Annotated in this window: 11 protein-coding genes; 8 read left to right on the top strand and 3 right to left on the bottom strand. The window is 49.5% G+C overall.

The genetic code is table 11. The features are described 5' to 3' along the window. Window positions 1-71: 71 nt before the first annotated feature. Genes OGY68_RS14475 through OGY68_RS14465 form a run of 3 tightly spaced genes read right to left on the bottom strand, consistent with a single transcriptional unit; the run spans window position 72 to window position 3,023 of the window. Complete coding sequence (locus OGY68_RS14475) at window positions 72-1,586, bottom strand: tripartite tricarboxylate transporter permease (protein WP_003826025.1); 1,515 nt, start codon at window positions 1,584-1,586, stop codon at window positions 72-74. Window positions 1,587-1,596: 10 nt separating this feature from the next. Next, window positions 1,597-2,031 carry a tripartite tricarboxylate transporter TctB family protein gene (locus tag OGY68_RS14470; protein WP_100247225.1) on the bottom strand — a complete coding sequence of 145 codons (435 nt, stop codon included), beginning with the start codon at window positions 2,029-2,031 and terminating at the stop codon, window positions 1,597-1,599. A gap of 14 nt (window positions 2,032-2,045) precedes the next feature. Next, complete coding sequence (locus OGY68_RS14465) at window positions 2,046-3,023, bottom strand: Bug family tripartite tricarboxylate transporter substrate binding protein (protein WP_003826029.1); 978 nt, start codon at window positions 3,021-3,023, stop codon at window positions 2,046-2,048. A 153-nt stretch (window positions 3,024-3,176) separates the two neighbouring features. Here OGY68_RS14465 and tctD point away from each other — a divergent pair, with 153 nt between their 5' ends. The 8 genes from tctD to OGY68_RS14425 all read left to right on the top strand — a co-directional run bounded on the left by tctD (window position 3,177) and on the right by OGY68_RS14425 (window position 13,662). Next, complete coding sequence (tctD, locus tag OGY68_RS14460) at window positions 3,177-3,851, top strand: transcriptional regulator TctD (protein ID WP_003826032.1); 675 nt, start codon at window positions 3,177-3,179, stop codon at window positions 3,849-3,851. Next, window positions 3,838-5,250, top strand: coding sequence for a sensor histidine kinase (locus tag OGY68_RS14455; RefSeq protein ID WP_057067654.1), 1,413 nt, complete (start codon window positions 3,838-3,840; stop codon window positions 5,248-5,250). Before tctD ends, OGY68_RS14455 begins: the two co-directional genes overlap by 14 nt. A gap of 454 nt (window positions 5,251-5,704) precedes the next feature. Beyond that, window positions 5,705-7,120: an undecaprenyl-phosphate glucose phosphotransferase gene (locus OGY68_RS14450; RefSeq protein ID WP_286617146.1), complete on the top strand. Its 1,416-nt coding sequence runs from the start codon at window positions 5,705-5,707 to the stop codon at window positions 7,118-7,120. Next, complete coding sequence (locus tag OGY68_RS14445; RefSeq protein WP_057067653.1) at window positions 7,110-8,396, top strand: outer membrane beta-barrel protein; 1,287 nt, start codon at window positions 7,110-7,112, stop codon at window positions 8,394-8,396. Before OGY68_RS14450 ends, OGY68_RS14445 begins: the two co-directional genes overlap by 11 nt. A gap of 1 nt (window position 8,397) precedes the next feature. After that, on the top strand, window positions 8,398-8,955 hold the full coding sequence (locus tag OGY68_RS14440; RefSeq protein WP_003826038.1) for a polysaccharide biosynthesis/export family protein: 558 nt from the start codon (window positions 8,398-8,400) through the stop codon (window positions 8,953-8,955). 2 nt (window positions 8,956-8,957) lie between these two features. Next, window positions 8,958-11,087 (top strand): GumC family protein, encoded by a 2,130-nt coding sequence (locus tag OGY68_RS14435; protein ID WP_057067652.1) that lies wholly within the window; start codon window positions 8,958-8,960, stop codon window positions 11,085-11,087. Next, the gene (locus tag OGY68_RS14430) at window positions 11,084-12,295 is read left to right on the top strand and encodes a lipopolysaccharide biosynthesis protein (protein WP_057067651.1); all 1,212 of its coding nucleotides are present in this window, start codon (window positions 11,084-11,086) and stop codon (window positions 12,293-12,295) included. Before OGY68_RS14435 ends, OGY68_RS14430 begins: the two co-directional genes overlap by 4 nt. Further along, window positions 12,292-13,662: a hypothetical protein gene (locus OGY68_RS14425; protein ID WP_008785587.1), complete on the top strand. Its 1,371-nt coding sequence runs from the start codon at window positions 12,292-12,294 to the stop codon at window positions 13,660-13,662. The genes OGY68_RS14430 and OGY68_RS14425 overlap by 4 nt, the downstream gene beginning before the upstream one ends. Window positions 13,663-13,666: the final 4 nt, after the last annotated feature.

Below are 13,666 nucleotides of genomic sequence, written 5' to 3'. Positions count from 1 at the left end.
CTTATCCGGCCTACAACCGAGCCAAATTGTAGGCCGGATAGGGCGCAATAGCGCCGCCATCCGGCAATTTGTTAGCCGATATCCACCTGCGGTTTGCTGTTGCGTTTACGGATCATGCGCAGCACCGGCGGGACCACGATAACCAGTACCGCCATCACCAGCAGCACTTTCGCCACGCCGCTGGCCCACAGAATATCCATACTGCCGTTACTGATAGACAACGCCCGGCGCAGGTTCTGCTCCAGCATTTCCCCGAGAACGAAGCCCAGAATCAATGGCGACATTGGGAAGTGCATTTTACGCAGGATGTAGCCCAGCACGCCGAGGGCGACCATCAATACCAAATCGAAGGTGGTGCTGTGAACGGCGTACACGCCAACCGCGGAAACTGCCGCGATAGCCGGTACCAAAAACCACAGCGGGATGGTCAGCATGCGGGTAAACAGACCGATCAGTGGAATGTTCATCACCAGCAGCATTACGTTAGCAATCAGCAGCGCTGCAATCAGCCCCCAAACGATATCCGGCTGCTCGGTAAACATGGCTGGACCCGGGGTGATGTTGTACAGCGTTAGCGCGCCCATCATCACCGCCGTGGTACCGGAGCCCGGCACGCCGAGCGTCAGCATCGGAATAAAAGAGCCGCAGGCCGAGGCGTTGTTGGCGGCTTCTGGCGCCGCAACGCCGCGAATATCCCCCTTGCCAAAGCTGTCGCTGTTGCCGCTGAGCTTTTTCTCGGTCATGTAGGTGATGGCACTGGCAATGGTGGCGCCAGCGCCAGGCAGAACGCCGACGAAAAAGCCAATCACTGATGAACGCAGGGTGGCCCCTACGCACTGTGCGCCTTCTTTGGCGTTGAACAACATGCGGCCCGTTTTACGCACCAGCGTCTGGCCACTGCTGGTATGTTCCAGCATTAACAATATTTCAGAGACAGAGAACAGCCCAATCACCACCACGATAAACTGCACACCGTCAGAGAGATGGACACTGTCAAAAGTAAAGCGATAAACCCCGGTGTTGGCGTCTACGCCGACGGTCGCAAGTCCGAGACCGATAAGCGCTGCCAGAAATGATTTCAGCGGATTTTGCGCCATCATGCTGCCGAGACAGGCAATGGCGAAAACCATTAAGGCAAAGTATTCCGCTGGACCGAAAGCCAGCGACCATTGGGCTAACGCCGGGGCAAACAGAATGATGCCGCCGATGGCGATAAGCGAACCAAAGAAAGAGCTGACCGCCGAGATAGAGAGCGCCACGCCACCACGTCCTTGCTGCGCCATCGGGTAACCATCCAGCGCGGTCATAATCGCCGCCGCATCGCCGGGAACATTCAACAGGATGGAGGAGATGCGCCCGCCATATTCACAGCCTATGTAGACTGTAGCCAGCAGGATCAGCGCGGATTCTGCGGGCAGATGCAAAGCAAAGGCCAGCGGCAGCAGGATCGCCACGCCGTTGATCGGCCCAAGGCCGGGCAGCAAACCCACAATGGTGCCGACAAAACAGCCTATCAAGGCGATGACCAGGTTTTCCGGTGTCATTGCCACCGCGAAACCCTGAGAAAGATAAATCCAGGTATCCATCGTTTCTCCGTTAACCCAGCCAGGCGCCGAGTGGTAAGGTGACGTCAAGCAGTCGGTCAAAGGCATACCACAGCAGAATGCCGAGCACCGCGCCGGAAATACCCGCAGCCGGGATGGTTGCACCGAACAGCATGCCAATCACCACGGTGAGAATGGCGGTGGCGATGGGAAAACCGAGCCACTCAAAACCCCAGGCGTACATCAACAGAACAATGACCATCGTCAGCAGCTTTTGCAGCACGTGGCGACGGGGCCAACTGATGGTGTCCGGATGGCGCAACAGCAGCGCCACGGCACAGACCAACATCAGACCGATAATGCCAAGCGGGAAGGGACGCGGCCCTACGGGTTCATAGCTGTATTCGCTGCTGATTTGCCAGGCCACGAACAGCCCGGCTATGCAGAGCAACAGCCAGATACCTGCGAAAATACGATCGCTCATCATCTTTGCCTCTGCGTTTACTTCGCCAGACCGAAGGCTTTCGCCTGCTCACGATAATCCGTGACCTGCTTTTTCACGTAGTCGTCGAGCTGTTTGCCACTCATGTTGAATTCAAACAGGCCGCGCAGATCGCGCTGCTTTTTAAACTCATCGGTCTGCTGGAGTTTGTTAAAGGCATCAACCCACCACTGATACTCGGCGTCGCTGACTTTTGGCCCAACGTAGAAGCCACGAATGATAGGCCACACGAGGTCATAACCCTGCTCTTTGGCGGTTGGCACGTTGGCTAACTGTCCCGGCAGGCGTTCATCAGAGAACACCGCGAGCACGCGGATTTTGTCGCCGCTGAGGTAAGGCACCATCTCACTGAGATCGCCGGAAACCACCTGCACGTGATTGCCCATCAGTGCGGTAACCGGCTCGCCACCGCCTTCAAAGGCCACATAGCGCATCTTGTGTGGATCGACATTGGCTTTTTGCGCCAGCAGCGCCGACTTCATCCAGTCCTGGCTACCGATAGAGGCACCTGCACCAATGACCACGCTGTTAGGGTCTTTTTCCATTGCCGTCAGCAGATCTTTCAGCGTTTTCCACGGTGAGTCCTGGCGCACGGCAATCATGCCGTAGTCGGTACCCACACTTGCCAGCCAGCGGACATCATCCACGCCGTAGCGACCAAACTTGCCCTGTGACAGGTTCAGCAGTGAGCCGCCGGAGAAGGCCACTACGGTTCCCGCTTCAGCCGGGCGTTGAGCGACGATCGCGTTATAGGCCACGGCACCAACGCCACCGGGCATGTAGGTGACGCGCATCGGTTTTTCGATAGCGCCGGTTTCCATCATGCTCACCTGAATCAACTTACAGGTGAGATCGAAACCGCCGCCGGGTTTAGCAGGGGCGATACATTCAGTGCGCGATGGCGCTTGTTCCGCCAGTACAGAGGTACTCATCAATAAAATGCTTGCAGTAAGGGTACGAAGTAACTGTTTTTTCATTGTTTATCCTCACGCCGGAAAACCGGATTTTCGGGTACGGAAGAAGATTTTTGTGATTATGTGAGCCGATGTGTAGCAGTTCGGTTGCGTGATTGTTAAAACATTAACCTTTCAATTCCCTTTCAATGCGGCAGAAACTTTACAGGATGTGATATGCGTCTCTTATTAGCGGAAGATAACCGTGAGTTAGCTCACTGGCTGGAGAAAGCGCTGGTGCAAAACGGTTTTGCCGTTGACTGCGTGTTTGATGGCCTGGCAGCCGACCATCTTTTACATAGCGAAACGTATGCGCTGGCGGTGCTGGACATCAATATGCCGGGGCTGGATGGTCTGGAAGTCGTTCAGCGGCTGCGCAAACGCGGGCAGACGCTTCCTGTCCTGCTGCTGACGGCGCGTAGCGCGGTGGCCGATAGGGTGAAAGGGTTGAACGTCGGAGCCGATGATTATCTGGCAAAGCCGTTTGAAATCGAGGAACTGGATGCCCGGCTGCGGGCCTTGCTGCGTCGCAGTGCGGGACAGGTGCAAGGCATACAGCAACTGGGGGAGCTGGCGTTTCACGATGAAGGCTATTTTCTGTTGCAGGGGCAGCCGTTGGCGCTCACGCCACGTGAACAGGCGCTGTTGACGGTGCTGATGTACCGTCGGTTGCGGCCGGTTTCACGTCAGCAGTTGTTTGAGCAGGTCTTCAGCCTGAGTGATGAGGTTAGTCCCGAAAGCATTGAGCTGTATATCCATCGTTTGCGCAAAAAGCTACAGGGAAGCGATGTGCGTATTGCTACGCTGCGCGGTCTGGGCTATGTGCTGGAGCGTAGCGATGAAGTGGGTTAAACCCCAATCGTTGTACCTGCAACTGCTGATGTTTCTGGGCTTGCCGCTAATGTTGCTGTGGGGGCTGTCGGCATTTAACAGCTATGTCAGTGCGCTACAGGCGGCGACCCAGGCGTATGACCGCACGCTCCTTTCATCCGCCAGGACCGTTTCCGAGCGGCTGGTGGTGCGCAATAAACAGCTGGAAGTGAACGTGCCATGGGTGGTGCTGGACAGCTTTGAATTGAATATGAATGACCGACTGTACTACAAAGTGGTTGATCCGGCGGGGAAGGTTATCTCTGGTTATGACGATTTACCGGCGATGCCGCCAGCTACCTCGCGCACGCGGCTTTATCCGGCGCTGGCATGGTTTTATCACACTGAATATCGCGGTGAGGCAATCCGCGTGGCACGTCTTCTGCAGCCCGTCAACGAAGGCGGCATTGTCGGCATGGCGGAGATTTATGTTGCCGAAACGCTGCAATCGCGGCGTTATCTGGCGCGACAGCTGCTGTTTTCCTCGTGGGTTTCGCAAGGGCTGCTGGTGCTACTGACTCTGGTGCTGGTTGGCTGGCTGCTGCGCCGGGTGCTACGCCCGATGCGCCAGCTTTCATCGCTGATGGTGCGTCGTGAGCCAGGCTTGCTGACACCGCTGCCGGAACTGCTGCCATGGTCGGAAACCCGTCTGCTGATTGTGGCTTTCAACCGTTATCTGGACCGACTTCGCGGTCTGATCTCTCGTCAGGAGCGCTTCAGCGCGGATGCTTCCCATCAGCTCAAAACGCCGTTGGCGGTACTGAAAACTCAGGCATCGGTGGCTCTCGCCAGCACCGAACCGCGGCAATGGTATGAGAGTTTACAAGCCATGAGTAGCACGCTCGATAATACCATTCAACTGACGGAGAGGCTGTTGCAGTTGTCTGCGGTGAAGCGCAAGGAGCAGGGGGAAAGGCATTTCTCGCCGGTTAATCTGTATGAGGTGGTGCAAACCAGCTGTTTTACCCGACTGGCGCAGTCGCGTAGTAAAGGGATCGATCTGGGCTATGAAGGGGAACAGGACGCGGTGTGGGTCGAGGGAGATGAAGTGCTGCTCGGTGAACTGTGTGGGAATCTGCTGGATAACGCACTGAAATACACGCCGTCACAGGGGATGGTGACCGCCCGACTGCAACGAGAAGGAGAGGCCGTGGTGCTGGTGGTCGAAGATAGCGGACCGGGCATAGATGAGCAGATGGTTCATCAGGCTCTGCTACCGTTTCATCGTCTTGATAACGTAGGCAATGTCCCAGGCGCCGGGATCGGCCTGGCGCTGGTCAATGATATTGCTCGCCTGCATCGCACGCATCCTCAGCTAACGCGTAGTGAGACATTAGGTGGGCTGAGGGTTCAGGTACGCTTTTTAAGCGTTACCGTATGAGGTATTCATGGTGATGATATTTGTTGTTTAATTATAATAAAAAGTAATTAATTGTATTATTAATATCATTTGAAATGTTGTCTTAAGGCAGCTGTTTTTATTTTAATTACTGTATTAAACAGCATCTCTAAGGTGATTCAACGTCACTAAAACAATACTTTTGTGCAATTTATCATACATAAAACACTTTTTCATAGACCATGGGATGTTATCTGTCAATAGCGAAAATGTTGTTAAAGGTTATCTTTTTTGCTGAGGTAGATAAAACTTCTATTGATATCATCTGCATTAAAATCATATAGATACGATTTCACTGGGGAGTATTGTCACAGTAATGAGTATTATTTTTTACATTTACTGACAATGTACCATTGCGTTTTTTAGACTTGTGATATAATTAGCAACATGAAATGAGAAAAAAACAATTAAAGATCAATAAATAATGGGCTGAGATATGCTTAAAAAATCGCTAAAGATTAGCAGCCAAGGATATCCAGTCTTTTTAAAACTGGTCGATTTCATTGTTATCAATGTGACGTTAATTTTTAGCGCCCATCTGCTGGGTTTGGTGCCCTTTAACACCATTGCCATTTTGAGTCTTCTCTTCTCAATCTTTTTCTTGCTGTTTGCTGAATACATTAAAATGTACCAGCAAAAGATTAAGACGATCGGTTTACGTAATCAAAAGCGCTTGGTTTTTTGTACGCTGCTGGCGATTTTTTTTAACGAACTGGTCAGTATGACGGTGGCTGAACCTGAGTCACTGGGCTACTTAGACAGACTGCCTTCCCCTTTTTATTCAGCCATTATTTACTGGTACTTCATTCCATTACCTTTTCTTTACTACATTCGTTTTTTTATTTTTAAGTATTCAACGAAAAAGAGTATCCGTGTGGCGATTATTGGTCTGACCGACAATGGTCTGGCCGCAGAAACCGCGCTAATGAATGAATACGCCAATATCACATTAGATCTGGTCTTTTATGATGAGCGCGCCTTATCTCGCTGTGGCGATGTCGTTGATAAGGTTAAAAGCCCCTTTCGTGGTCCGGTGATCAATCTGGTCGAGGAAGCCAAGAAGGGAAACATAGACGAAATCTATATTGCTTTACCGATGGTTGCTTTACATCGCATTCGTCACTTTTTGGCCATGATGTCAGACACCACCGTAGATACCTATATTGTCCCTGACTTTTATACCTACAGTAACAACATGTCCAAGTTACGCTCCATCCACAATCTGCAAACTATCGGTATCTTTAGTTCACCGTTCGAAGGGGCGGGCTCGTTTATTAAGCGGGCGGAAGATTTGGTTCTTGGCAGCATCATTATGGTGATGATTTCCTCCCTGATGCTGGCGATTGCCATTGGTATCAAACTCACGTCCCGTGGGCCGGTTTTTTTCAAACAGGACCGCTATGGCTTGAGTGGGCAAAAAATTAAGGTCTGGAAGTTTCGTTCTATGCGCGTCATGGAGAATTCCGATACGGTTATTCAGGCCACTAAAAACGATCCGCGGGTAACCAAATTCGGGAGCTTTTTGCGCCGCACTTCGCTGGATGAACTTCCTCAATTTATTAACGTTTTACAGGGAAGTATGTCGATTGTCGGTCCCAGACCTCATGCGGTTACGCATAATGAGCAGTACCGCAAACAGGTCGAAAATTACATGATTCGCCATAAAGTTAAGCCAGGGATCACTGGGCTTGCGCAGATCAACGGATTCCGCGGGGAGATCGATGCGCTTTATAAGATGGAAAAAAGGGTTCAGTACGATATTGAGTACATTCAAAACTGGTCGTTATGGCTGGATATAAAAATTATTATTAAAACTATTTTCAAAGGATTTGTCGGTAAGAATGCATACTAAATTACTCGTTATTACCGGAATCGTGATATCGCAGTCCGCATGGGCTGATTTAACACCGAAATCACACATTGGCTTTGCGGGGATAGACTTCCAGGGCAAGGTCGCTGTGGACTATGGTTATAATGATAACGTGTCTTATCAGCCACATAGCAGCGATGCTATCGGTTCCTCGTTTCAGAGTGCGGCGCCCGTTCTGAGTATGATTGGAGAGCGTGGTCAGGATAAGTATTTGCTGATGTACTCTGGGGATTATCGTAACTACTCAAGCGATTCTGCTGATAACTACAACGATCATTTTTTCCGTTTTAACGGTGCCTGGCGTTATGGACTCAAGCATGGCTTAACCCTCAATCTGGAGGATTCGCTTGGGCATGAATCCCGCGGTCGTGACATCACCGAGGGTTTTCTACCGAGTCAGTTCGAGCAGTATGGGATTAAATCTCCGCTGACGACGAAATTTATCAATAGTGAATTACGCTACAGCTACGGTGCGCCTGATGGTCGCGGCAAAGCGGAACTGGCGTTGTTATACAAAAAACTGACTTTCGGTAACACCTCTGATGTTCGGGACAGCAGTGAGGACTTCTACAATTATATTCAGGAACAGGAATGGCATGAAAATAGCCTGATAGCGGAAGTTTTTGACCAATACTCATCCAGAACGCGATTTCGCTATAGCTTTATTACTAACCAGCGTCGTTATGATAACAACTCAGAAAAAGACACTAATGAGTATTATTTGCTGTATGGCCTGAAGTCGCAGTTGACGGGGAAAACCAATGTCGACATGAATATTTCATGGTTGTATAAAACATTTGAAAACAACGCAAACTCGCATGATTTTAATGGTCTAAACTGGGACATAAAAGCGGAGTGGAAGCCGTTACAGCAGTCTGTTTTCACGGCCCACTCTGCGCAAAGCATTAAAGACCCATCGGAAGTTGGGGGATATATTTTAGTGACCCAGTATGGCCTTTCTTACCAGCATTTCTGGTTAGGTACTCGTTTTTCTACTTTATTGGACTACTCATTCACTTCGGAAGACTATAAAAAACAGAACAAGGATCGGCATGATAAAGATGGCGTGTTTAGCGTCACCATGAGCTATGACTACACGCCGTCGGTTAATTTTGAGATTAAATATCAGATAGATACATTAAATTCGAATAAGGATACTGACTCGTTTTATATCGGTCCCAACGACAATCAGGAAGTCATTAGAACGTTGGGTTATGATAATTCTATGATTATGCTTAAAGCTAAGGTTCAGATCTAAAATGAAAATAATAGAACTGTGCGCGGTTTTGCTATTCAGTATCCTGTTGGTCGGATGCACAGCGTCCAGCCCGCGATTAATGGACGATCCTGCTACTGTTCAGCAGGATTACCGGCTTGGGGCGGGGGATACGGTCAATATCGCTGTTCATGGTCAACCCGATATGACGATGCGGTTTATTTTGGATAAGAGCGGGGAAATTAATTTCCCCTTTGTTGGTGCTCTTAAATTACAAGATAAAACCGTTGATCAAGTGACTAAAGAATTAACTCAACGCCTGACCGGAGATTATTTTACATCTCCAATGGTGACGGTGAGTATTGCCGAGTTCCGCAAATACTATGTTTCAGGTGAGGTAAAAAGTCCAAATGGCTTCGCTTATGAGCCAGGGCTTACCGTCGAGAAATCTATTGCGCAGGCGGGTGGATTTACAGATCGTGCTGACCGAAAAGATATCAACATTCGCCTGTCAGGGAGCAATCAGCTGCTTGAGAATGTCGATTTAACGCACTCTGTTCATCCTGGGGATGTCGTGATTATTGGCATGGGGTTCTTCTGACGATGAAACTATCAATAGTGGAAAACGGCAAAAAACGAGAAAGCAGTGTCGAATTCTCCCGCTTTGCCAAAGAGCTGAAAAAGAACGCCTGGAAAATCGCGCTGGCCGGTATCGTTGCCGGGGTCGTCGCGTATCCGTTAATCAGCATGATGTCCTCAAAGTATGTTTCAACGGCGACGGTGCTGATTAAGGCGCAGGCTGATAACGTTTCTCCGTTTCCACAGGTTGATGGTTTCGATTCAACACGCAGTGGTTACTACGAAACACAATATGCGTTGATGCATTCACGTATTGTGCTGGAGCAAGCCGTACGTGATATGAAGCTGGATGAAAACCCGGAGTTTACCGGGGAAAAAGCCGGTGCTCAGGGGGCTGATAGCAATGAAAGTCGGCAACTGAGAATGGAGCAAGCGCTGAAAACGTTATCGAAAAACCTGAATGTCATCGGTATTCGCACGACGAACCTGGCTTCCATTACCTATGAATCAACTTCGCCTCAGGTTGCGGCTGATATTGCCAACGGCGTCGCGCAGGCTTTCATCAACTATACGGTGGAGCAGAAACGTCTGAAGGTGGAGAAAGCTCGCGAACTGAATTTTGAAAAAATGGAAGAGATTCAGAAGTCGATAGCTAAGCAAAAAGACGAGATGGACAGCTATCTGAAAAATGCCGGGCTGCTGACCTTCCGCGGTATCGATGGTTTTGAAACCGAGCAGTTAAGTATCGTAACTAATCGCCTGGCCGATGCGACCCAGCGTCGGGTTGCCGCTGAATCCGTCTATAACGAGGTGAACGGGGGAGGTAAGTCCATTGAGAGCGTTATCTCGCTGCCTTCGGTCTCTAACCACGCTCAGATCCAGGATTTGCGCATTGCGTTGATTCAGGCGCAACGAACGTTGTCCGAACAGCGTAAAGTCTATGGGCCAAAAAATCCCGCTATTTTAAAAGCCGAGGCCGATGTTCAGTCGATCCAAAGCCAGACCGGGCGGGTATTGGGCGAGCTGAAAGTCGGTTTACGTCAGCAATATCTGGCGGCGCTGGCGGACGAAAAAAACTATCAACAGCAAGTGATTGAGCAGAAAGAGATCTTCCAGAAAATGGCGTCAAAACGGGATGCCTGGAACAGTCAAAAGCTGTCGTTAGATAAAATGGAAGACCTGTATAAATCGCTTTATCAACGTACTCAGGAGCTGTCGCTGTCCGGCGTGAATGCCGATGCGGTGTTATACGACCCTGCGGTACCCGCGTTAAAACCGGCGAAACCGAATAAATCTTTATTGTTGCTGATGGTGGTCATGCTGGTGGTGGTGTTCAGCATCATGTATTTCATTGTCAAAGCGGCAATGGATAACTCAATCGGTACCCTTACTCGCATGAAAAAACGGCTCAATGTTGTTCCGCTGGGTGAAATTCGTCGTTTTAGCGGAACCTCAGGGCGCGCACAGGTGCGGGATATGATCATGAAGAACTCGCTTAATGCCGATATTGTGCACGGTATCCGTACCCGGATTATGCTGGATAATCGACCTTTACAGACGCTCGCTGTGGCGTCGACGGAGCACGGCGATGGGCGTTCTTTGTTGGCGAATCTGTTAGCGAACTCTTTTAGTTTCGACCAGAAAACACTGCTTATTGATGCAGATTTCTTTAACACTGGTGGGCTCACATCCGAGTTGGCGTCAGCTACATCCGCAGGCTTAGCGGAACTGCTGCGCGGGGAGACAGAGCTTGAACAGGCGAGGATCAAACTCAGTGATAACCTCGACTTTATTCCACACGGCAAGAACACCATCTCATCTTTACTGATGCTGTCGTCGGAGCATGTTGAACTCTTAATGCGCGAGTTGAAATCGCATTATCAGCGCATCATTATTGATGTTGCTGCCGTGAATCAGAGCCAGGATGTTCAACTGATCAAACGTGCCGTCGATGGCGTTGTTTTCATTGTGAAAGCCGGGGCGGGGTCCGCGGGACAAATCGCCAACGCGCTGGATAAGATCGAGGAAAATAACGGCGTGGTGATTGGTGCGGTGCTCAATGCAGTTGAAGAAAAGGATCTTGAGACACAAGAGGGTCTGCGTTCACTGAACTTCAGTACCGATCAACTGATGGCAACGCCAGGCCGCGTATGAGTCTACTGAAGAGCGCTTCCACAATAGCCGGTTCATCAGTCATCTCGCAGTTGATTGGTGCACTGTCTATTTGGTTGATTTCACACAAGTACGATATGGCTGAAGTGGGACTTTATGCGCTCAACTACAGCATCGCCGTGGTGGGCGCTCAGGTGTGTACCTTTGCATCACAGCTGTTAATTCCTAAACAGCAGGATGACGAACTGGTGCAGAATGTCGTGTTTTGCTTAATACAAAGCACGATCATTGCCTTACCGTATGCTGTGCTGACAGCGTGGCTGTTTCACCAGAACATTCTGTTTCTCTATTTACTGACGCTGGCAACGGCGTGGGTTTTAATCTCGGAAAACCTGTCGCTACGCACGGCCAACTTTCGTTTTCTGATCTTCCAGCGTATTTCTGTCTCTGTGGTGGTATTACTTTCGGTTCTGGTTACGCATCATGTGCAGCTGTTTTATTGGTCGTGGACCTGTACGACGATGGTGCTGACCATAAGCTGTATTTTGCATTCGTTTGATATTCGTTCGGTGGCGGCCAGACATCTGCGACCCGCCAGTAATTGGCATTTTTTCAAACAGAATATTCATCACATTACCAAAGTGGGCAGCGCGGAAGTGCTGGCGATGGCCAGCAGCAATTTGCCTATTATGCTGATTAACTTTTGGTTCTCGGCGCTGACGGCGGGTTATTTTTCCGTGGTTAGCCGCTTTTGCCTGGCGCCGGTGGTGATCATCGGGAATGCGGTGCGCAATACTATTTTTTCCAAATGGTCTATCGACTTCAGAAATAATACCTTTAACTATCAGGAGTATACCAAGGTACGTATGCTATTGCTGGTACTAGGGGTTATCTGTACCCTTGGGGTTTTTATTTTCTATCCGATTGTGATGCGCCTCGGCTTTAGCGAAGACTGGATAAACTCCATTGAGACGTCACGCTACATGTTGCCCTATTTATTCCCGGCGCTGGCGATAAGCCCTCTGACGGTGATAGAGCTTATTTTTGGTTCCCATCGCTATTTTCTGCGTATCCAACTGGAACAGCTGGCGATTGTACTCTTCGCTTTTGTTGTGACGCCCTATTTTTATAAAGATTATGCAACGTCGGTCATCTTGTTTTCTTCACTGACATTTATTCGCTACGCCTTCATTTATCTGAAAATGAATAAGCGCGCCAATCTCCTGAAAGACAAGCCGGTGATACTATGACGCTGAATACCGGATACTATTTACAGGTTTACACCTTTGTCACGCTGATCCTGTGTGGCCTGGTGCAATACTTTACCGGCATGCAGTCAGTGCTGTGGATACCTTTTTTCCTCACCTTATTGATGGTGGGATTATTGGTGATGCAGACGCGTGATGGCTCCTTACATCTGGATGCCCAGGAGACGATTGTCCTGGCGTTGTACTTTTCGTTTCTGGTGCTGGCTGGAGCATCGACGCTGATTCAGGGCGGGATCACAGTCGCGATTGTGGCATTTAAAAACGAAATTGCGCTGTCGCTGGTGATGATCTGTTTGCTGCTGGGCTTTTGCAGGGAATCACAGATTTACCGCGCAACGCGCTATCTGTATTGGGTGTTTTACGCGCAGATTCCGGTAATGATTTATCAGGTTTTACTGGTTGTTCCCCAGCGCGTTGCGGTGCGCGGCGAAGATGAGAAATGGGACTCCGTGGTTGGCACGTTTGGCGGTGACCCAATGGGAGGCGGGAATACTGCCGCAATGGGCCTGTTTTGCCTGTTAATTATGTTGTTAAAAGTCTCAGAATATAAGCATGGACTCACCACGTTCAAATCCATGGCGCTGCATATTGTTCTCGGTATCGGGTTATGCATCATTGGTGAAGTGAAGTTTGTCATCCTGCTATCGCCTATATTCCTGGCGTGGGTGTGGCTTTCACCGAGCTACGTCAAAGACGTTAGTAAGGTCAATCTGAAGACGTTGTTGGTTATTGTGGCGGGAATGCTGTTGCTTATTAGCCTGTCGATTGTGATCCTCGCGTACTATTATTCTACAGCGTTCGGTGGCGATCCATCGAAAAGCTCGTTAAGTATTTTTATCGACTCCTTAAGCTATATCTTTGATCCGAACTACATTATGTCTACCGGTGAATTAGGGCGCTTTACGACGTTCCTGTTCTGGTTGAAAAATAACGATCTGTGGGGGCTTTCAGGAACGTTATTTGGCTACGGACTCAATGCCACTAACAGTGGTAGTACGGTGTCGCCGGGCTTTTTGAATATTATCTACAACTTAATTCTCGACTCGACTTCCCTGAGTATGCTGCTGTGGGAAGTTGGGGTGATCGGCACGTTGCTCTTTATTAGCTTATTCATTTATATCCTGAAAGTTTGTCAGCCAAAGCCATTACTGACGCTTGAACAACTGGACCAGCAGGATCTCCAGTTATTGAGCTTTGCACCGGCGTTTAACGCTTTTGCTATCAGTTGCTTAATTAGCTTACCTTACAGCCAGATACTGATGATTACACCGATGTTACAATTCCTGTTCTATTTATCACTAGGATCAAGTTTAGTGATTCGTCGAACCGTCCTTCGCTGCGTAGGGTAATTGT

Source organism: Citrobacter sp. Cpo065, from assembly GCF_030332805.1.
Classification (GTDB): domain Bacteria; phylum Pseudomonadota; class Gammaproteobacteria; order Enterobacterales; family Enterobacteriaceae; genus Citrobacter; species Citrobacter portucalensis.
The sequence above is the reverse complement of the archived record's forward strand: the minus strand, read 5'-3'. Positions and strand labels throughout refer to the sequence as shown.

Bases quoted from the DNA above. Each gene is read 5' to 3' on its own strand.
- OGY68_RS14455 (WP_057067654.1), top strand. From the start codon at position 3,838: ATGAAGTGGGTTAAACCCCAATCGTTGTACCTGCAACTGCTGATGTTT.
- OGY68_RS14465 (WP_003826029.1), bottom strand. From the start codon at position 3,023: ATGAAAAAACAGTTACTTCGTACCCTTACTGCAAGCATTTTATTGATG.
- OGY68_RS14470 (WP_100247225.1), bottom strand. From the start codon at position 2,031: ATGATGAGCGATCGTATTTTCGCAGGTATCTGGCTGTTGCTCTGCATA.
- OGY68_RS14425 (WP_008785587.1), top strand. From the start codon at position 12,292: ATGACGCTGAATACCGGATACTATTTACAGGTTTACACCTTTGTCACG.
- OGY68_RS14430 (WP_057067651.1), top strand. From the start codon at position 11,084: ATGAGTCTACTGAAGAGCGCTTCCACAATAGCCGGTTCATCAGTCATC.
- OGY68_RS14450 (WP_286617146.1), top strand. From the start codon at position 5,705: ATGCTTAAAAAATCGCTAAAGATTAGCAGCCAAGGATATCCAGTCTTT.
- OGY68_RS14475 (WP_003826025.1), bottom strand. From the start codon at position 1,586: ATGGATACCTGGATTTATCTTTCTCAGGGTTTCGCGGTGGCAATGACA.
- OGY68_RS14445 (WP_057067653.1), top strand. From the start codon at position 7,110: ATGCATACTAAATTACTCGTTATTACCGGAATCGTGATATCGCAGTCC.
- tctD (WP_003826032.1), top strand. From the start codon at position 3,177: ATGCGTCTCTTATTAGCGGAAGATAACCGTGAGTTAGCTCACTGGCTG.
- OGY68_RS14435 (WP_057067652.1), top strand. From the start codon at position 8,958: ATGAAACTATCAATAGTGGAAAACGGCAAAAAACGAGAAAGCAGTGTC.
- OGY68_RS14440 (WP_003826038.1), top strand. From the start codon at position 8,398: ATGAAAATAATAGAACTGTGCGCGGTTTTGCTATTCAGTATCCTGTTG.